17 protein-coding genes and 1 tRNA gene are annotated in these 18349 nt (G+C 72.9%); 9 read left to right on the top strand and 9 right to left on the bottom strand.

The genetic code is table 11. The features are described from left to right. The first annotated feature begins 89 nt into the window (after positions 1-89). Genes BLT97_RS19840 through BLT97_RS19830 form a run of 3 tightly spaced genes read left to right on the top strand, consistent with a single transcriptional unit; the run spans position 90 to position 1496 of the window. On the top strand, positions 90-497 hold the full coding sequence (locus tag BLT97_RS19840; RefSeq protein WP_093612053.1) for a gas vesicle structural protein GvpA: 408 nt from the start codon (positions 90-92) through the stop codon (positions 495-497). Beyond that, the gene (locus BLT97_RS19835; RefSeq protein WP_093612051.1) at positions 494-1240 is read left to right on the top strand and encodes a GvpL/GvpF family gas vesicle protein; all 747 of its coding nucleotides are present in this window, start codon (positions 494-496) and stop codon (positions 1238-1240) included. The genes BLT97_RS19840 and BLT97_RS19835 overlap by 4 nt, the downstream gene beginning before the upstream one ends. Positions 1241-1247: 7 nt before the next feature. Next, the gene (locus tag BLT97_RS19830) at positions 1248-1496 is read left to right on the top strand and encodes a gas vesicle protein GvpG (RefSeq protein ID WP_093612049.1); all 249 of its coding nucleotides are present in this window, start codon (positions 1248-1250) and stop codon (positions 1494-1496) included. Positions 1497-1675: 179 nt separating this feature from the next. Here BLT97_RS19830 and BLT97_RS19825 read toward each other — a convergent pair whose 3' ends face one another. From BLT97_RS19825 to BLT97_RS19815, 3 genes are all read right to left on the bottom strand, one after another. Further along, complete coding sequence (locus tag BLT97_RS19825; RefSeq protein ID WP_176953832.1) at positions 1676-2404, bottom strand: DUF998 domain-containing protein; 729 nt, start codon at positions 2402-2404, stop codon at positions 1676-1678. A gap of 125 nt (positions 2405-2529) precedes the next feature. After that, on the bottom strand, positions 2530-3051 hold the full coding sequence (locus BLT97_RS19820) for a pyridoxamine 5'-phosphate oxidase family protein (protein WP_093612045.1): 522 nt from the start codon (positions 3049-3051) through the stop codon (positions 2530-2532). A gap of 288 nt (positions 3052-3339) precedes the next feature. Then, on the bottom strand, positions 3340-4263 hold the full coding sequence (locus BLT97_RS19815) for a hypothetical protein (RefSeq protein ID WP_245769423.1): 924 nt from the start codon (positions 4261-4263) through the stop codon (positions 3340-3342). Positions 4264-4556: 293 nt separating this feature from the next. On the opposite strand from BLT97_RS19815, the gene BLT97_RS38560 reads away from it, so the two are divergent. Together BLT97_RS38560 and BLT97_RS19800 are read left to right on the top strand one after the other, a co-directional pair. Further along, on the top strand, positions 4557-4799 hold the full coding sequence (locus tag BLT97_RS38560) for a hypothetical protein (protein ID WP_245769422.1): 243 nt from the start codon (positions 4557-4559) through the stop codon (positions 4797-4799). Positions 4800-5120: 321 nt separating this feature from the next. After that, on the top strand, positions 5121-5996 hold the full coding sequence (locus BLT97_RS19800; protein ID WP_143041353.1) for a hypothetical protein: 876 nt from the start codon (positions 5121-5123) through the stop codon (positions 5994-5996). A 41-nt stretch (positions 5997-6037) separates the two neighbouring features. Here the strand turns inward: BLT97_RS19800 and BLT97_RS19795 are convergent. Together BLT97_RS19795 and BLT97_RS19790 are read right to left on the bottom strand one after the other, a co-directional pair. Beyond that, a tRNA-Thr gene (locus tag BLT97_RS19795) sits at positions 6038-6111 on the bottom strand. Positions 6112-6291: 180 nt separating this feature from the next. Next, entirely contained in the window at positions 6292-8349 is a 2058-nt protein-coding gene (locus tag BLT97_RS19790) for a hypothetical protein (RefSeq protein WP_093612039.1), read from the bottom strand. Positions 8350-8519: 170 nt separating this feature from the next. On the opposite strand from BLT97_RS19790, the gene BLT97_RS19785 reads away from it, so the two are divergent. Together BLT97_RS19785 and BLT97_RS19780 are read left to right on the top strand one after the other, a co-directional pair. Next, on the top strand, positions 8520-9038 hold the full coding sequence (locus BLT97_RS19785; protein WP_093612037.1) for a SigE family RNA polymerase sigma factor: 519 nt from the start codon (positions 8520-8522) through the stop codon (positions 9036-9038). A gap of 54 nt (positions 9039-9092) precedes the next feature. After that, positions 9093-10481: a hypothetical protein gene (locus BLT97_RS19780; protein ID WP_245769421.1), complete on the top strand. Its 1389-nt coding sequence runs from the start codon at positions 9093-9095 to the stop codon at positions 10479-10481. Between the two features lie 42 nt (positions 10482-10523). Here BLT97_RS19780 and BLT97_RS19775 read toward each other — a convergent pair whose 3' ends face one another. From BLT97_RS19775 to BLT97_RS37905, 3 genes are all read right to left on the bottom strand, one after another. Further along, entirely contained in the window at positions 10524-12275 is a 1752-nt protein-coding gene (locus BLT97_RS19775; RefSeq protein WP_093612033.1) for a bifunctional 3'-5' exonuclease/DNA polymerase, read from the bottom strand. A gap of 157 nt (positions 12276-12432) precedes the next feature. Continuing rightward, the gene (locus BLT97_RS19770; protein ID WP_093612216.1) at positions 12433-13617 is read right to left on the bottom strand and encodes a DUF2786 domain-containing protein; all 1185 of its coding nucleotides are present in this window, start codon (positions 13615-13617) and stop codon (positions 12433-12435) included. 80 nt (positions 13618-13697) lie between these two features. Continuing rightward, positions 13698-14174 carry a winged helix-turn-helix transcriptional regulator gene (locus BLT97_RS37905; protein WP_093612031.1) on the bottom strand — a complete coding sequence of 159 codons (477 nt, stop codon included), beginning with the start codon at positions 14172-14174 and terminating at the stop codon, positions 13698-13700. Positions 14175-14221: 47 nt separating this feature from the next. Between BLT97_RS37905 and BLT97_RS19760 the strand changes: the two genes are divergently transcribed. Further along, a complete protein-coding gene (locus BLT97_RS19760; RefSeq protein ID WP_093612029.1) occupies positions 14222-15049 on the top strand; it encodes an NAD(P)H-binding protein in 828 nt (275 codons plus the stop codon). Positions 15050-15067: 18 nt separating this feature from the next. Here BLT97_RS19760 and BLT97_RS19755 read toward each other — a convergent pair whose 3' ends face one another. Beyond that, complete coding sequence (locus BLT97_RS19755; RefSeq protein WP_093612027.1) at positions 15068-15907, bottom strand: nitrilase-related carbon-nitrogen hydrolase; 840 nt, start codon at positions 15905-15907, stop codon at positions 15068-15070. A 243-nt stretch (positions 15908-16150) separates the two neighbouring features. Between BLT97_RS19755 and BLT97_RS19750 the strand changes: the two genes are divergently transcribed. Continuing rightward, the gene (locus BLT97_RS19750; protein ID WP_093612025.1) at positions 16151-18328 is read left to right on the top strand and encodes an FUSC family protein; all 2178 of its coding nucleotides are present in this window, start codon (positions 16151-16153) and stop codon (positions 18326-18328) included. Positions 18329-18349 lie beyond the last annotated feature (21 nt).

The following is an 18349-nucleotide window of genomic DNA, read 5'->3' as shown; positions in this document are numbered from 1 at the left end:
CGGGCGGACCGGCACAGGCGCACAGGCACAGGCACAGGCACAGGCACAGCAGACCGTACGACGTACGCACGCGAGGAGGAGAACCACCCATGACCGTCGCCACGACCCAAGGTGGTGGGAGCGGAGGCACCAGTGGCCTCTATGACGTCCTCGAACTCATTCTGGACCGAGGACTGGTGATCGATGCATTCGTCCGGGTGTCGCTCGTCGGCATCGAGATTCTGAAGATCGACATACGTGTCGTGGTCGCGAGCGTGGACACGTATCTGCGCTTCGCCGAGGCGTGCAACCGCCTCGACCTGGAGACGGGCAACAAGAAGCCCTCGGGGCTCACCGACATCGTGGGCGACTCCCTGGAGTCCGGGGCCCGCGGCAAGACCAAGGGAGCGCTGTCCGGCGCGGCGGAGACCATCTCCGACGCGTTCAAGCAGGCCCGCCAGGAAGGCCAGACCAGCAGCCGGCGCCGCACGTCGAGCCGTAAGGAGGAGCAGGAGTGAGCACGTACGTCTACGGGATCGCGGACGCGGACCACACGGGTCTGCCCGAAGGCATGGAAGGCGTCGGCAGCCCGGCGACCACGGTCCGCGTCGTGACGGGCGCCGGGCTCGCCGCGGTGGTCGGCGACGCCCCCGAGGGGCTGCGGCCCAAGCGCCGTGATCTGCTCGCGCACCAGAACGTGCTGGCCGAGGCCGGGGCCGCCGGCACCGTGCTGCCCATGCGCTTCGGCAGCGTGGCCGAGGACGACGCGGCGGTCGTCGCCGCGCTGGAGGAGCACGCGGAGCACTACAAGGAGCGGCTTTCCGCGTTGCAGGACCGCGTCGAGTACAACGTCAAGGCCCAGCACGACGAAGAGGGCGTGCTGCGCACCGTGATGGCGGACCACGACGACCTGCGCGAACTGGCTGCCCGCAACCGGGCGGCGGGCGGCGGCAGCCACGAGGACAAGCTGCGCCTGGGCGAGGCGGTCGCGCGCTGCGTGCAGCAGCGCGAGAGCGAGGACGCCGAGGTGGTACGGGCGGCACTCGCCCCGCACGCCGACGCCGTCAACCCCGGCCCGGAGAGCAGCGGTTGGATCGCCAACCTGTCCTTCCTGGTGGATCGCAAGACCTCCGAACAGCTCCTCCAGGCCGTCGAAGAACTCCGGCAGCAGCTCCCGCACGTCGTCCTCACGGTCAACGGCCCGCTGCCGCCGTACAGCTTCGTCGAACAGACACCGTCGGCCTCGTCCGCCGCCTCCTGACGCGGCGATGGGCCTCCTGAGCGAGGTGCTCCTGCTGCCGCTCGCCCCGGTCCGTGGCTCTATGTGGGTTCTGGACCAGGTGGTGGCGGAAGCGGAGCGCCTCTATTACGACCCCTCGGCCGTGCAGGCCGAACTGCGCGCGCTGGAAGCGAAGTTGGACGCGGGAGAGATCGACGAGGAGACGTTCGACCGCAGGGAGGACGAGCTCCTGGACCGCTTGCAGGCCATCAACGCGCGGCAGGGGACGGGCACTTGAGCGCGTAGCCGGGAAGGCGGGACGGCGGGAAGCCGGGACAGCGGGCACGCCGGAACCCGGGCATGGCGGAGGCGGAGGCGAGGGTCGCCTCCGCCTCCGCCATGCCCGCAGCACCCGCAGCACCCGCAGCACCCGCAGCACCCGCAGCACCCGCAGCACCCGCAGCACCCGCAGCACCGTCACGCCGCCAGGCGCAGCCCGGAGGGCGGCGTCCACCGCTGCACGTACCGCCCGAACACCCCGATCATCGCGACCTCGCAGCCCAGGAGCACCCGCTCCACCAGGCCGATGAGCTCCCGCCCGCCGGGCCCGGCCGACCAGGCCATCACCACCGCGCCGGCCAGCGCCGCCCAGGCCAGAACCCGCAGCCGCAGCACGGGCATTGCGGCCCTCGACACCGCGCCGCCCGTCACCCCCGCGCCCGACACCGCCGCGTCCACCACAGCCCCGCCCGACTTCACCGCCGCACCCGGCAGCGGACGCGTCCGCCGGTCGAGGATCAGCCCGGCGAGCGGCAGCGCCAGGAACGCTGCGATGGAGGCGTACCGGTGCACATACGCGGGCCCGCTGAGCTCGGCGGTCAGCGGGTCGGTGGGCACCACGGCCGCGACGAGCAGCCCCACACCCCAGACCCCGATCAGCACCGACGGCAGCCCGCGCACGGGCAGCCGCCCCGTCCTCGCCACCGCGAGCAGCACCAGCGACACGGCGCCGAGCAGCCCCATCGTGGTCTCGATCGGCCCGCCGCGGTCCAGCGCGGCGAAGTCGCTGACCGTCAGCTGCAAGGGGCTGAGCCCCGGATCGTTGACCGACGGCATCCAGAGGGCTGCCGCCACGGCGAGGACCACGGTGGTCCACACGGCGGGGGCGAGCAGCTGACGGTGACGGCGGAACCTCGACGCGATCATGCCTTCAGCGTGCCGCCGCACCACCCCACCGGACATCGGGGGCCGCCCCGACGTTTCCCTGCGGGGACCCTGAGTGCGGTCGCGGGGTCACCCCTGACGCCGGCCCGGAGCGCAGGCACCCGGCGTCACGTGCCGATGAGCTTGTCGAGGTCGGGGGCGTAGACGGTCATCCAGTGCGGGTTCAGCCGGTAGTAGACGACCTCGCGGTCCCAGTCGAAGGCGTCCTCGTCGCCGTAGTGGTCCTTCAAGTAGGCGAGGAGTTCCCGCCAGTCGGCGGTGGGCTCGGCGCCGAGCGGGTTCAGCTCCTCCACCGTGCCGTGGGTGAACACGCCGAGGTCCTCGCCGCGCAGGTGCGCGACGCTGGCGGCCGGACGGGCCGCGAGATGACGGGCCTTGGCGGCGGTGCGGGCCGTGCCGAAGTGCCACCGGCCGTGCAGGAAGTGCCCGTCGGCACCGCTGATCCGCGGCTCACCCTTCGCGGTCACCGTGGACAGGGCGAGCGTGCACATGCCGGTGAGGACCCCGCTGAGCTGCGCCGCGGTGATCGTGCGGCCCTCGACGATCGAGCGGAGGTGTGCAGTCGAGCCGGAGAGGGAGGAGTCGAGGAGGGACTGGAGCTTGTCGAGTTCTTCTGGGGTTTCGCGCATACGGGCATCGTCGGCCGTAAACCCGACAACCTCTGTCGTCATTGCGCCGACACCCTCGTGTCACGGGAACGCCCCAGGTCACGGAGTACGTGACCTGGGGCCGAATGAGCCGCAGCCGAGGTGGTGCGGGCTACTTCTTCTTGCCGTTGTCATCCGGGATGCAGGCCGCCCGCCTCCCATAGACGTCACCGGCCCTTCGGCCGCCCCGGACCGCAGCCAGGTCCTCCATGAGCCGACCTCCGTCGGGTGGGGACGACAGCAAGACCGCTCGGGTAGGCACGGACTACCTCAGTCCTCGCGGAACCTGCGCAGTCGGGGGCTGCGTATGGCAGGTAGGCGGGCCAAGGTGTCCGTGAGGGCGTAGCGGTGGGCGGTCAGCAGACGCCAGGGCCGCGGGGGCAGCGGGTAGTCGTCACGCAGGATGCCCTTGGGCAGTACCCCGGCCGCGGGCATCGGAGAGGTCTCCTGCGGGTGCGCGAGGTAGGCCCAGACTCCGCTGTCCAGCGGCACCACGGCCCCCTCGTCACCAGGCGGCCGCCAGGGTGCGCCCGTCACGGGGTGGCGGGGCACGAGCAGGACGTCGGGCCGGGGGTGCTGCAGTGGAATCCCGGGCCCGCCGAGCTCCAAGGACCATGCCCCGTTTTTCCCAATCCGCAGACACTGACCGACCGCGTGTCCGAGCAACTCCGAGACAGAACCGGCCGGAAGGCTCACGGGACGGTCATCGGTGACTGCCACAAGGTGCGCCAGTGCGACGCCGACGGCTGCCTCCCAGCGCCGGCTCCACGATCCGTCGGATTCGACGGGTGGAACGCGATGCTCGGGACGCTCCAGGTCACTCCAGTCAGGAGGTGGTCCGCTCGGCGGACCTGCGGAGCGGCGTACGACCGATTCGGGCTCGAGCCAGACCATCTGCCACATGCCGCAGTCGTCCATACGCGTCGCCACCGGGTCCCCGCACCCCTCACACGCCAGGTTCGGACCGTCCCGGCCGTCCACACCCCGGCAGTAGCCTTCGCACTTCTCGGGGATGAGGACCATCGACCGGGAGTCGCCGGGGGCGATGACGATCCTGTTCCGCGCGCCGAAGGAGACGCGGTACACCCGGGCGAACACGCCCTGCTGAGCGGCCACTTCCGCCCCGACGTCCTCCCACAACCGCCAGGGCGGTCCGGTGGGCAGGGGCTCCACCGCGTACGTCGCGGGCTCCATCAGCGGAGGATGGAGTTCTTCCCACGCCCCATAGTGCGTGTGCACAGGGAGAGCGACCCGCGCCACCGGTGCCGTCAGCTCCGTACCGCACGCGGCACACTCGAACACGTCCAACCATATTCCCCCTCGCCCTGGTTCTGCGGGGATTCTGCCGTGTCGGCCCCGGCGGATCCATGGGATTCCGGGCGGGCGCCCGCGCCCGGCAAGATGTCCCCGTGTCGAACAGTGCAGACCCGCACCCCACCCGCATAGCGGGATACGACGGCGGCCCACTCACGCACCAGCCACAGCTCTTGGACGAGCCGCTGTTCTGGCTGGGGCACCTCACGTCGTGCGCCGACAGTGAGGAAGCCGCAGAACTGCTCTACGGCGCGGACTACGACGCGACCGACGAGTTCGGGCGGCAGTTGTGGGAGCGGGCCGAGTGGCCGGCGTTCACCGTGCCGCTTGCCGGGGACCATCGTCTCCATGTGAAGAGCCAGAACCCGTACCGATCCCGCCCGTCTTCATCCCGTTCGTGCGTGAGCACAAGATGACGCAGGACGAGGCGTGCAGGGCGGCGGGGGAGCTTTGGCAGGAGTTCGACGATGTGTTCTCGCGCGCGCACGGCCGGCCGAAGATCGCACCTCTCGAAGGACGCGATGCGACGCATGGGCGAGTTTTTCGTCCCTCAGTCGCAGAATCGCCCCGGCGTCGCTGAGTCCGAGACTGGGCAGAACGACACCCGGGCAGCCAGGTCGCGCCGTCGGTGCCGCATCCATTGAACAGAGCCCCCGGACCGAAGTCGCCTTCGGCCTGGGGGCTCGTATACAACGCGGTGTTCCCCTGAACCGATCGGCCAGCGATGATGTGCCGCCGTGACGGACTTCGTGGTACCTCTCGCCATCGCGGTGATCGGTTTAGTGGCAACCGGCTTGGGAGCCGTTGTTGGAGCGCGGGCAGCTAGGTTCGGCGCGGAGAAGAACGCCGAAGCCGTCCGGCGGCAGGTACAGGACCAAGGCGCCGTCGAGCACGGTCACTGGATGCGCCAAGAACGCCTCAGTACCTACGAGAGTTTTCTTGAAGCCTGGGATGAGTGCCTACGGCTCTCCCAAGGATCTGCTGACGCCGACTCCACCGATGCGGCGGCACTGGAGCCTCTTCGACTTGCCGCAGGACGCATGGAGGAACGTGCACGGCGCATTGCGCTTCTGGGGCCGCAGGATGTCACGTACGCGGCTGAGTCCCTCGCCAAGTCGATGGGGGAAGACGTGGCCATCGCAATCAGGTTCGTTGAGGCCATGCGGGCCGCGACAACAGAGGTTGAAGGAAACCCTGTTCCCGTCGACGCGGTGCCCGAGGCAACCGCAGAGTACGAGCGCCGTCACCGGGACCTCGCAGATCTCGTGGCGGCATATAGAGAACAGGGCCGGGATCTTCGAGAACTGGATGGGCACCCCGTACTGCGCGCAGCGATGGAGAGCATTCAGCGATACCGGCAAGCCTCTGGGGAGGCGATGGAAGCGTTGAACGCGAACTACGAGCGGCTCTTCGCCGCCTCGGAGCAGGCGTTCGCGATGGTCGAGGAGCTTCAGCGGAACCGGGAGGAGCGTGAACTCAGTAGGGAAAGGTTCACCAGGGCAGCCCGGACAGCTCTGAGCGCACCCCCGTTGGTGAGCTCTACTGAGACCACAACTGAGACCACGGAGCCTCGCCGCGTTCGTCTCCGTCGCCGCCGCCACCCCCAGGCATGAAAAACCCCAGGTCAGACACAGTCTGACCTGGGGTCCAAGTGAGCCGCCTTCGGGATTCGAACCCGAGACCTACGCATTACGAGTGCGTTGCTCTGGCCATCTGAGCTAAGGCGGCGCCGCGGCGATGTGTACGAGGTGCGTACGAGAACCTCTCCCCGTGGGAAGAGGTTCGCATCAGCAGCGACGCCAAGTCTACAGGGTTAATCGGAGTGCCTCCGACCAGGGCCGCGGGCGCGGTCCGCACCCCGTCCGGGCAGGGGCCGGGCAGGGGCGGGACCGTGTGCATCGTGAGGGGTCAGGTCTCGCGCGGGCGGTCCCGCCAAGCCCTCGCGAAGAGCTCCGGCAGCGGGCCCGCCACCGGGACGGAGTACGTCTTGTCGCCGATGACGCGGACGCCGAGCAGCCGTGCCTTCCACGTCTCCATCGGCGGGTGGAACTTGTCGCCGCGCGCCCAGCCGCCGGGCAGGAACACCCCGCGTCCCGCCCGCGCCCTGCGGTCGGGGGTCACGAGGCCGGCCTCGACGAGCGCGGACGTCACCGCCTTGTGGTGGGCGGGCGTCCAGCGGTTGAAGCGGCGGATGCGGCGGTCGGTGGGGACGGGCAGGGCGAGCAGCTGGAGGTAGAGCGTCGCGGCGTCCTCGGGCAGGCCGGTCGTGGCGGCCGCCTCCTCGACCACGTCCGGGGCGGAGAGGCGCGGGTCCGATTCGTAGCCGCCGGGCGGCAGCGTCCGGTCCGCGATGCGCCGCACGATCCGCTCGCACTCGGGTCCGCGCAGCCAGCGGACCCGTGCCAGGTGTGACGGGAAAGGGTACGGCTGCGTGTCGATCACGCTCTCGAGGCGGCGCGAGCGTTCATCGGCGCCGTACCGGCCCGGCCGGAAGAACACGGAGGGGGCCTCGCGGTCGCCGCGCCGGTCGTGCCCGGCCTCCGCCACGACGACCAGGCCGTCGTCGAGCGTGGGGTGTTCCAGGGGTTCGGCCGCGTCCAGGTAGGGACCGGCGCCGGGGAAGGTGTCGAGGAGTGTGGCGACCTCGCGGCCGCGCAGGCTGCGGCCGCGGGCCGAAAGGAGCAGGTGCGGATCGGCCAGGCGTTCCCGCAGCAGCCGTATGGCCTCGGGGACCCCGCCGCGTACGGGGTCTCCTTCGGGGAGCTCCGCGTAGATCCAGTCGACGGCGTCGCAGAGCGCAGTCATCAGCTCTGTGAACCGGAAGCCCTCCTCGCCCTCCCAGCCGCCGCGGCTGATGCGGTTCACCCGCAGGCGGGTGTCGGGGGTGCGGGTGAGGCGGGGTTCGCGGGACGGGTCGGCGAGGACCGCGCAGAGAGCGGCCGGTGCCATCCGTACGTCGGTGTGCTCCGTGGCCACGGCGAGCGTGGCCTCCGGCACGTCCGGACGCACGCCCTGCTGGGCCCGCCAGGCGTCCGCGATCCGTTCGGCGAGCGCCAGTTGGCCGCCCTCCCGCCAGAGCTGCCCGGGGTCTTCCGGAAGGACGTCGGCCAGCAGGGCGAGGCGCGCGGACACGCGCAGCGCCGCCAGCTCGCGTTCCCCTGCTGCCGCTTCGGCCTGCCCGAGCCCCATCACCTTGCGCGCCTCGGAGCTCAGACTCCGGTGCCCGTACGCGACATCGGGGATTCCGGCGAGCAGCAGCGCGGCGCCGGCCCGGCTCAGGCCCGTCGCCCCGGCGAGGCGGGCGGCCGCGGCACGGTCCCAGGGCGCGGGCCCTTTCTCCCGTACGAGACCGACGAGGCGCCGCAGCCGCTCCGGGGTCTCCCAACTCGCCGCGGGCACCGGCTCGCCGCTCAGGACCCGGCCGGGCGCCGGAGGTTCGGGCGCGGCCGTGCGCAGCTCGATGAAGCGCTGCCCCTCCTCGCCCGAACCGAGCCCGTGCGGCGCGAACACCGCGCCGCGGGCGTCCCGCGCGGCGTAGGTGTCCTTGTCGGCGAGCTCGATGGTGCCGGTACGCATCCGGGCCCGGACCTCAGGATCGGCGAAGGGTGTCGCGGACCAGACGTCCAGCAGGGCCAGTTGGACCGCGCGCAGGTCGTCGGGCACGTGGAAGGCGGTGGCCCGCAGCGCCACCGCGCCGATCCCGCCGATGAACCGGTGCCAGTTCCAGCCCTGCCAGCGGACGGGCGCCTCCGTGCGCTGCCCGGTCAGGTAGGCACCGGCCTCGGTGAACCCGGCGAGCGTGCCGGGCCGCCAGTTGCCGGAGCCCTCGATGAGTCCGCTCAGGGCGGCGGGGAGGAGGTTCTCATTGCAGGCCGGGGCCGGGGCCGGGGCTGGAACCGGGGCTGAGGCCGTGCCGGTGCCGGAGGCCGTGTGGCGGTCGGGGGTGGCTATGGGGCTGTCGGGCATGCGGCTCATCCTGCCGGACCGCGTCCGCCGGCAGGCGAGCGGTGCCGGCCCGCCGACTGCCCGGCCGCGCGCGGAGAAACACCCGCCGGAATGCGCGGCGAGAACACTGAAACATTTCCCGTCCCCGCCGCATCACATAGGTAGAGCACGCCACAGCGGACGGGGAGGGTATGCGACGGGCGGGGGAGTGGGAGCAGGCGTATCTCGAGTTTGCGGGGGCGAGGTCGCGGCAGCTGTATCGATCGGCCTGCCTGCTGACCGGCGGGGATACGCATCTCGCGGAGGATCTCGTACAGGAGACCCTCGGGCGGATGTACCTGGTGTGGGGGCGGGTGGCGCGGATCGGGAATCCGGCCGGTTACGCCCAGACCGTTCTCGTACGGAGTTATCTCGCGCATGCGCGGCGGCGCAGCAGCGGGGAGCGGCCGGCCGCGGTGCTGCCGGACGGACCGGGGCCGCCGGACGCGGACGCGGTGCTGCGGCTGACGCTGCTCGACGCGCTGCGGCAGCTGTCCGCGAAGGACCGGGCGGTGGTGGTGCTGCGGTACTGGGAGGACCGGTCGATCGAGGAGACCGCCGATGTGATGCACGTCAGCTCGGCGGCGGTGCGCACCCGCTCGGTGCGGGCACTGGCGCGGCTGCGGGAGCTGCTCGGGGGCGAGGTCGGGGAGTATGCCGCCGGCCGGTGAGGCCGGGCGGTGCGGGTGAGGACGGACGGGGCGATGAGGGGATACGGAGAGCGGATGTCGTACGAGGATGAGCTCGGCGAGGCGCTGCGGCGCGCGGGCGAGGGGTTCAGCACCGATCAGCACACGCTCGTCGAGGGCGGGCACCTGCGCGGACGGCGCATGGTGCGCAGGCGGCGGGCGGCGGTGTTCGGCGGGGCCGCGGCGGTGGCTGCGCTCGCGGTGACGGGTGCCGTCGCCGTGCCCGGTCTGGCCGGTGAGGGGCCGGCGCAGCCCGCGGCCGCCGGCCGGGAGAGCGCGGAGTCGTCAGGCGACGGCACCGGCGCGGTGGCAGGTGTGGGCACCCCGGCCACGGGCGACACGGTCACCCGGGAGCAGCTGATCGGGACGCTGACCTCGCTGCTGCCGAAGGGGGAGGTCACCGAGTCGGACGGGCGGGGGACCGATGAGCTGCCGGGGCCGTACGCCCGGGTCGTGTTGGACGACGGCAAGGGCAAGGGTGCGGTCGCCATCTCGTTCAACCGGGTGGCCGATCCGGACGGCGACGAGGCCCGCTCCATGACCACCTGCCCGGACAAGGTTCTCGTCCCGCACGACGCGTGCACCAGCAGCACGCTGGAGGACGGGTCGCGGCTGATGGTGTTCCAGGGCTACGTGTATCCGGACCGCCGCGCGGAGACCAAGGAGTGGCGGGCCGTCCTCGCCACCCACGAGGGGCACCTCATCGACGCGATGGCGCACAACGCGGCCGCGGAGAAGGATGCTCCGGTCACCCGGTCCCAACCGCCCTTGTCCCCGTCGCAGTTGAAGGCGCTCGTGACCTCCGACAAGTGGGATCCGGTCTTCGACGCCCCCGCACTCGAGAAGCCGACCGGCCAGAGCAAGGGCGGGCTCACGCCGGGCAAGAGCCCCGCGGACGGCCTCGCCGGGGAGGGCTCGGGCAAGGACTCGGGGAAGGGGGCGGCGAAGGAGGAGGCCGCGAAGGGCGGTACCGCGGACGAGGGACCGGGCAGCGGTGGGGACGCGGCGCAGGTCCAGGCCGTCCGGTCCACGTTCCTCTCGCTGCTGCCGAAGGGGATGAAGGTCCTGCACCAGGGCGGCGAGGGCGAGTACGCGTACGCCGTCGTCGACGACGGCAAGGGCGCGAGCCTCGTCCAGATCAACGTCCAGCCGGGCATGGAGGACGTCAGCGGCGAACTCTTCGGCGACGCCGAGGAGCTGCCCGGCGGAATCCTCTACACCTGGCGCGAGAGCGGTGGCGACAAGGGCGTCGACGGGAGCGTCATGTGGACCGCCGACACGATCCGCATGGACGGACTGCGCGTGGTCGTCAGCGCCTTCAACTCCGGTACGCAGCACGACGCGCCGACCCGTGCGACACCTGCCCTGACCCAGGAACAGCTCAAGTCCCTTGCCACCAGCCCGAAGTGGGTCGAAGGACAGTAGAAGGGCGGGAGAGGGGCACGGGTAACAAGCGGCGGTGTCCGGTCACTTCGCCTCGGCGTAACAGGACACCACCGCCGTACTGAACGGAAAACGCACCGGCGTCTCGCCGAACGCGATCACGTTGGCCCGCTGGGCCGCCTCGCGGATCGCCTCGACGACCGCCGGTGCCTCCGCTTCCGGGCAGTGCACGATCACCTCGTCGTGCTGGAAGAAGACCAGCTCGGCGGCGAGTTTGGCCGCGGACATGGACTGGCGCAGGGCGGCCATCATCAGCAGGGCCCAGTCGGCCGCGCTGCCCTGCACCACGAAATTGCGCGTGAAGCGGCCGCGGGCACGGGAGTTGGTCGAGGCATAGCCCGGGACCCAGGCCTCGTCCTCCTCCGACGAAGCCGAAGCCGAACCCGAAGCCGAGCCAGGGCCGGAGGCCGGGCCCGGGCCCGGGCCCGGCGGCTCGGGTGCCTCCTGCGGGATGCCCGCCTCCTCCGCCTCGCCCGCCCCCGCGGCCGGCGGACAGGTGCGCCCCAGCCAGGTCCGTACGAGACGGCCCTCCTCGCCCGCCCGCGCCGCGTCGTCCACGTACGCCACCGCGCGCGGGAAGCGGCGGCGGAGCAGCGCGAGGTTCTTCAGGCCGTCGCCCGAGGTCTGTCCGTAGACCGCGCCGAGCACCGCGAGCTTCGCCATCTCGCGGTCGCCGGAGAAGGCGCGGTCGGAGACGGCCTGGTAGAGGTCGCCGGGCCGGCCCGCCACCTCCATCAGACCGGGGTCGCGCGAGATCGCCGCGAGCACGCGCGGCTCCATCTGGTCGGCGTCCGCGACCACCAGCTTCCAGCCGGGGTCGGCGACCGCCGCGCGCCGGATCACCTTGGGGATCTGAAGAGCACCGCCGCCGTTGGTGACCCAGCGTCCGGTGACCGTGCCGCCCGGCAGGTACTCGGGGCGGAAGCGGCCCTCGCGCACCCAGTCCTGAAGCCAGGACCAGCCGTGCGCCACCCAGATCCGGTACAGCTTCTTGTACGCGAGCAGCGGCTCCACCGCCGGATGGTCCACCGACTCGATCTCCCAGCGCCGTGTGGACTTCACGCGGATCCCGGCCTGCGCGAAGGCCTTGATCACGTCGGCGGGCAGATCGGGGCGCACCCGCCGCCCGAAGGCCGCCGACACCTCGTCCGCCAGCTCCGCGAGCCGCCGCGGCTCACCGCCGCCCGCATAGCGCTCGCCGAGCAGCTCGGTCAGCACCTCGCGGTGCACCTCGGCGCTCCAGGGCAGACCGGAGCGGTTCATCTCGCAGGCGATCAGCATGCCCGCCGACTCGGCCGCGGTGAGCAGCCGCATCCGCCCGGGATGCTCGGCCGCGTCATGCCGCTTCAGCTGGTCCGCGTACACCTGGAGGAGCTCCTCCAGGGATACGGGGACGGGGCCGGGCTCGAAGAGCGAGGACTGCGAGCCGGGCTCGGCCGCGCGCTGGGGCGGGTCGGGCGGGACGGGGCCGCCGCGCAGCCGGGCGAGGGCCGCGGCTGCCGAACGGGGCTCGCCGAGCCGGCCCTCGTGGGCGAGCAGCAGCGACTCGGCGTCCTCGATGTCGTAGCACCGCTCGACCCGCACACCGGCGGCGAGCAGGCGCGGATAGACGCCGAAGGTGGAACGCCACACCCAGCGGGTGACCTCGGGGCGGCTGCGCACGGCGGCGACGAGGTCGGGCTCCTGGCGGATCTCCCCGTCCGCATGACCGTCGGCGGTCAGCGCGACGAGCCGGGCGCCCCCGTCCTCCGTCGCCTCCAGGGCCCACCGCGTCATGGTCCCGATGGTGGCAGGCGGCACTGACAATTCCGGGTGCCGGCGGTTCGGGGTGCGGCTCGCGCCCCGGTGGCCCATGCCCCCGGTGTCTCGCGCCCGGTGTCTCCCGCCCCGGCACCCCGGCACCTGGCCCCGCGCGCGAGCCGCCCGGATCCGATCAGTCTCCGCGCGAGCCGCCGCCACGCGGACCACTCCCGCGTCCGCCGCCTCCGCCCCGCGCCCTGCTCGGTGTGCGCGACCCGGCGCCGTGGCCCGCCGTGCGCGCCCGGTCCGCCGCCGCCCTGCCGTGCTCCCAGCCGGCCGAGTCGTCCACACCCCGCACGCGGGTCGTGGTCGTCGACGGGAACATCGCGTCCACCGCGCCCGTCACCGCCACCTCCCGTGCCGCCAGGACCGGCAGCAGTGAGGAGTCCTCCGGCACGACGTGTTCCGAGGTGGCGCGCAGCCGCTCGCCGAGCCGGTGCGCGTACGCCATCAGGAAGGACTGGCGGAAGGTCTTGGTGCGCTTGCGGCCGCCCGAGCGCTGGGCCGCCTCGGCCGTGGTCATCGCCGCCGTGCCCTGCACCAGGAGCGAGGTGTACATCAGCTCGACCAGCTCCAGGTCGGGCGCGAAACCGACGACCGTGGAGAAGCCGAAGGACTCGTTCCACACCGCGCGGCAGTGGTTGGCGGTGGCGACGGCGTCGAGCAGGATCGCCTTCGCCGTCTCGTACGGTGCGTCCACCCCGATCCGGCAGGCCGCAGGAGTCTCGGCCGGGTGCTCGCGGTGGGCGAGCAGCGCCTCGTCGATGCTGTGCCGGGCCATCAGCTCCTGGGCCTTGGCGGTGAGCGCCTCCGCCTCCTGCGGGTACTGGGTCGCCTCGGCCTTCGCGAGCAGCGCGCGGATCCGGGTCAGCATGCGCGGCTCGTGCGGGGCCGGCGGCGGCAGCCGGCCGGCCGTGCCCGGTGCCGGGCCGACCGGCTCCAGTGCGGGCAGCCGCAGCAGCAGCCGGAACAGTTCGAGGAGCGCCGTGGCGTACAGGAAACGGTCCGCGGGCTCGCGGCGTCCGGGCAGCGCGGCGAGCTGCTCCTGCCAGCGCGGCGGCAGGCCGTCCCCGTACCGCGCGGTCTCGTCCTGGATCAGGCCGGAGGCCAACTGGGCGTGTTCCTCGGACAGTTCGCGACGGACCATCCGTACGACGTCGGCGGGCTGCCAGCCGCGCCGCCAGGCCTGCGTGACGAACTCCGCGCCGCGCGCGCGTGCCTCCCGTACGAGGGAGAGATCGGCGGCGAGTACGGCGGCGCCCGTGTCGAGCGCGGAGTCGTCGGCCGTGTAGAGCGCGGCCTCGAAGGCGCGGGTCACCGGGTCGGACGCGCCGCCCGTGCCGGTGGAGTCGCCGGAGCCGGTCCGGCCGCCGCGCCCGGACCGGCCGGTCGCGTCGGTCACGAGGCCGGGTGGCTTGCGTCGTAGGCGCGGCGGGCGTCCGCGATGGCGGGCCGGTGCGCGATCGACCACTCGGACAGGGACCGGAGCAGATGGCTCATGGAGCGGCCCATCGCGGTCAGTTCGTACTCGACCTGCGGCGGGATCGTCGGATGCACGGTCCGCTGCACCAGGCCGTCGCGCTCCAGGCGGCGCAGGGTCAGGGTGAGCATGCGCTGCGAGACGTCGCCGTGGATACGGCGCTGGAGCTCCTTGAAGCGCAGGGTGCCCGTGGTCAGTTCGACCAGGACGTACACCGACCACTTGTCGCCGAGGCGGTCCAGGACGTCCCGTACACCGCACTCGTCCTGCGGGGTCTCGCAGACGATGACGGGATCGCCCTCCGCGGTGACCCGGGCGTCCGCACCCACGGGCTGCGCATCCGTGACCTGCGCGCCCGTGACCTGCGCGGTTACATCGGTGTGCCCTGGTGACATGAAAGTGCCTCCTTACGAAGCGGGCCGGCCCCGGCAACGATAAGTCCATGCTTCTGATCACCGGCGCCACGGGCGCTCTCGGCCGTCTCGTCACCTCATCGCCGCTGCTCGCGGACCGCTCCGACGTCGTCGTCGGCACGCGCAACCCCGGACCCGGGCAGCGGCGCATCGATTTCGACGACCCGGCCTCGCTCGACTTCACCTCCGTCCACACCCTGTTGATGATCTCGGCGGGCGCCGCCGAGGACGACGTGGTCATCGCCCGGCACGACGCGGTGATAACGGCGGCCGAGAAGGCGGGCGTGCGGCGCGTCGTCTACACCAGCCTCAGCGGCGACGGCGACCACCTCACGTACGCCCTCGCCCACCGCTGGACCGAACGCCGCCTGCGCACCTCCTCGCTCGACTGGACGGTGCTGCGCAACGGCCTGTACGCCGAGTTCCTCGCCGCCGTCGCCGCACCCGGCCCCGACGGCACGATCGCGGCGCCGCTCGGGGAGGGCCGGCTCGCGGCGGTGGCGCGCGCGGACCTGGCGGAGGCGGCGGTGCGGGTGGCCCTCGACCCGGCCGCGCACGCCGGGCGGACCTACGAGCTGGTGGGCGAAGTGGCGCTCGGGGGCGCGGAGTTGGCGGCCGCGGTCGGCGGCTCGTACGAGCCCGGGACGCTGGCGGCCACCCGCGCCGCAATCACCGCGGCCGGGCAGGCGCTGCCCTTCCAGGTGCCGATGCTGCTCAGCACGTACTCGGCGATCCAGGGCGGCTTCCTGGACGGCAGCGGGGTGCCGGTCGGCCACCTGCGCACGCTGCTCGGCCGCGAGCCCCGGCCCGCCCTGGACGTGTACGCCGCGGCGGTGGGAGCGCAGCCGGCCCGCTGAGCGCCCCCGACCGCGGGGCTAGCTGTCCCCGCCCTCGTCGATGAGCCGGCGCACCTCGCGGCCCACCAGGCCGAGCCGCGCCTCCGCCACCAGCGGGACCGCGCGGCGCTGGCGGCGGGCTTCGTGCACGTCGATGTCCACGGTGACCAGGCCGGGCTCCCACTTCGGGGCCTGCGCGACCACGGTGCCGCGCGGGTCCACGACCCGCGAGCCGCCCCAGAAGGTGGCGCCGTTCTCGTTGCCGACGCGGTTCACGAAGACCACCCAGCACTGGAGCATGCGGGCGGTGTACGAGAGCAGCGTGTCCCAGTACAGACCCGTGTCCATGGCCTCCGGGTCGAGGCTCGCGGCGCTGTTGGTCGGCACGATGATGACCTCGGCGCCGTCCTGCACGGCCAGCCACGGGAGCACCGGCTGCCAGGCGTCGTTGCAGACCAGGGTGGCCGCGCGGCCGATGCCGCGGGGCAGGTCGTAGGCGCGCATGTGCTGGCCGGGGCTGACGTGCTTGCGCTCCTCCCAGGCCAGGTAGTTCGGCAGGTAGAGCTTGCGGTGGGCGTGCAGCAGGCGGCCCTCGGTGTAGTACGCCGAGGTGTTGTACGCGCGCAGGCTGGTGTGCTCGTGCATGCCGACGAGCACGTCCGCGCCCAGCGTGCTCAGCTCGAGCACCCGCGGGTCCTGCGCCTCGATCGACTCGTCCCGCTTGAGCCCGCCCAGGTGGTAGCCGTGCAGGCTGAGCTCGGGGAAGACCACGAGGTTCGCGCCCTGTGCCACGGCCTGCTCGACCTGTTCCCGCGCGACGGCCAGGTTCTTCTCGACATCGCCGAGCTCGCAGTCGGTCTGGGCGAGGGCCACGCGCATCTGGGGGGCTCCTTGGGTGCGGGGTGCGGGGTGCGGGGGTGGGGGGGCTTTGCGGGTCGACCTGTGCGGGTCGGGCGCGTACGGAATGATCCGCTCCGTTTCACGTACGGACAAATCCTCGCAGAGGAGACGGGGAGCCGCCCCCGACGGAGCCCCGGCCGCCGCCCCGGCGCTCCGTCCCCCGGGCACCCGCCCGCCCGCACAAACGCCGCATAACCCCCGTACCTCCGTATCCTGAACCCCGTGAGCTGGCTCAGAGCGCTGAAAGAGACCACGCGCTCGGGCCTGAAGGTCGAGCGCAGCCGGCTCGAACCGCTCTTCGCCCTCCGCGCCACCGCCGGCCTCGCCCTCGTCGTGGTCGGCACGCTGGTCCTGTCCGGCCCCGAGGCCGCCGTGAGCTCGGCGTTCGGCGCCTTCCAGGCCGCCATCGCCACCTTCCAGCGCAGCTGGCGCCCGCGCCCGGTGCTCGCCCTCGCCTCCGGCAGCACGCTCGCGGTCACCACCTTCCTCGGCTATCTCGCGGGCGCGCATCTGCTGCTCTTCCTGAGCCTGCTCGCCGTCTGGACCTTCGCGGCCGGTCTGAGCTGGACCCTCGGCCCGACGGTCGGCGTGATCGCCTCCTCGAACGTGGCCATGGTGCTTGTCACCGTCACGCTGCCGACCACCGTCGCCGAGGCGGCGGGCCACGCGGCCGTGATCTTCCTGGGCGGCCTGGTGCAGGCGGCTCTGATCGTGCTGTTCCCGATCCGCCGCTGGGGCGCCCAGCGCGACGCGCTCGCGGACGCACTCGCCGCCGAGGCGGACTACGCGCGCCGGCTGCGCCACGACCCGACCGCCCCCTTCGACCCCGCGCCGCTGATGCACGCGCGCGAGGCGGCGGTGGTCACCGCCCGCCAGGCCCGCAAGCGCCCCTCCGAACTGCACGGCGCCCGCGGCCTGGCCGAACGCATCCGCCCGGTGCTCGCCTCCCTCGCCGACCCGGCCGTCGGCGCCGCGGCGGAGGGCCCCGAACGCGACCGCGTCCGCGAACTGCTCGCCGCGGCCGGCTCGGTGCTCGACGCCGCCGCCCGCGCCATCCGCCACGGCGACCCGGTCGACCTGCCCGCGGGCGCGGTGGCCGCCCTGCGCACCCCGGACACCGGCGCGATCCTCACCGGCCCCGCCGCCCGCGCCGCGCGCCGGCTCGCGGTGCTGCTCGACGACGTGGTGGAGACGGCCACGCCCGACACGGCGGCGGGCGCGCCCAGGACCGTGCTCGCCCGCCTCGCCCTGGTCCTGCGCCGCACCCCCGAACGCCCCATCGGAGGCGGACGTTCGGACCCACCCACGACGGCCCCCGGCACCGTCCAGTCCGACACCCGCCCCATCCCGCTCATCCGCCCGAGCGTCCCCGAACTCGGCCCCAGAGCCGCCCGCACACTCAAGGACGAGCTCACGCAGACCGGTTCGCCCTACCTGCGGCACGCGATCCGGGTCACCGCCGTGGTCGTCATCGGCTATGTGCTCGGCCACTACCTGCCGTTCGGCCACGCCTACTGGGCGCCGCTCACCTCGGTCATGGTGATGCGCCCGGACTTCTCGCAGACGTACGGCCGCGCGGTCGCCCGCTTCGGCGGCACGATCGTCGGCGTCTCGCTCGCCTCGGCGATCGTGTACGCCACGGAACCCGGCATCCCGCTCTCGATCACCCTCGTGATCGTCTGCGCGGGCCTGATGTACCTCCTGATGCGCACCGGCTACGTGATCTCGCAGATCGTCGTGGGCGCATACATCGTCTTCCTGCTCGGCACGATCGGCGCGGACGTGGGCCAGACCGTCTACGAGCGGGTGCTGCTCACGCTGCTCGGCGGGGTGCTCGCGATGATCTCGTACGCGGTGTACCCGGCGTGGGAGACCCCGCGGCTGCGCACCAGGCTGGCCGACTGGCTGGTCGCGGACGGGCGGTACGCGGCGGCCGTGGTCCAGCACTACGCCGAACCCGCGGGCCACGGCAGCAGCGAGGTCCGCCAGGCGCTGCTCGACGCGCGGGCGGCCCGGATCGCCTGGCAGGACGCCCTGAAGCGGGCCGAGACCGAACCTGTGCGCCACCGCGGCCTGTCGCGCTCCGCCGCGGACGGGGCGGGCGAGGCGCTGGCCCAGATCGCCCGGATCGGCATGCTCATGGAGGCGCACCTGCCCGAGCGCGGCACGACACCCGTGCCCGCCGCGGCCCGACTGGCGGACGCGCTGCGGGAGTCGGCGGAGCAGGGCGCGAGGGCGGTGCGCGAGCGCAAGGTGCCCGACTGGAAACCCGTGCGCGAGTGCCTGGACTGCTGGGACGGCGAAGGGGTGCCGGACCGGGTGGTGCTGCGCGGGGCCCGGCTGCTGCTCGACGCGCTCGACGAGCTGTCGGACGCGCTGGCGCCGTCGCCGCCGCGCTGACGAGCAAGCGGACGCGTAGGG

Origin of the sequence: Streptomyces indicus (assembly GCF_900100315.1) — a bacterium.
Taxonomy (GTDB): domain Bacteria; phylum Actinomycetota; class Actinomycetes; order Streptomycetales; family Streptomycetaceae; genus Streptomyces; species Streptomyces indicus.
The sequence above is the reverse complement of the archived record's forward strand: the minus strand, read 5'-3'. Positions and strand labels throughout refer to the sequence as shown.

Coding starts and splice junctions, on each gene's coding strand:
- BLT97_RS19785 (WP_093612037.1), top strand. CDS start 8,520: ATGCGACGGGCGGGGGAGTGGGAGCAGGCGTATCTCGAGTTTGCGGGG.
- BLT97_RS19760 (WP_093612029.1), top strand. CDS start 14,222: ATGCTTCTGATCACCGGCGCCACGGGCGCTCTCGGCCGTCTCGTCACC.
- BLT97_RS19780 (WP_245769421.1), top strand. CDS start 9,093: ATGTCGTACGAGGATGAGCTCGGCGAGGCGCTGCGGCGCGCGGGCGAG.
- BLT97_RS19830 (WP_093612049.1), top strand. CDS start 1,248: ATGGGCCTCCTGAGCGAGGTGCTCCTGCTGCCGCTCGCCCCGGTCCGT.
- BLT97_RS19775 (WP_093612033.1), bottom strand. CDS start 12,275: ATGACGCGGTGGGCCCTGGAGGCGACGGAGGACGGGGGCGCCCGGCTC.
- BLT97_RS19815 (WP_245769423.1), bottom strand. CDS start 4,263: ATGGAGCCCGCGACGTACGCGGTGGAGCCCCTGCCCACCGGACCGCCC.
- BLT97_RS19840 (WP_093612053.1), top strand. CDS start 90: ATGACCGTCGCCACGACCCAAGGTGGTGGGAGCGGAGGCACCAGTGGC.
- BLT97_RS19790 (WP_093612039.1), bottom strand. CDS start 8,349: ATGCCCGACAGCCCCATAGCCACCCCCGACCGCCACACGGCCTCCGGC.
- BLT97_RS19825 (WP_176953832.1), bottom strand. CDS start 2,404: ATGATCGCGTCGAGGTTCCGCCGTCACCGTCAGCTGCTCGCCCCCGCC.
- BLT97_RS37905 (WP_093612031.1), bottom strand. CDS start 14,174: ATGTCACCAGGGCACACCGATGTAACCGCGCAGGTCACGGGCGCGCAG.
- BLT97_RS19755 (WP_093612027.1), bottom strand. CDS start 15,907: ATGCGCGTGGCCCTCGCCCAGACCGACTGCGAGCTCGGCGATGTCGAG.
- BLT97_RS19820 (WP_093612045.1), bottom strand. CDS start 3,051: ATGCGCGAAACCCCAGAAGAACTCGACAAGCTCCAGTCCCTCCTCGAC.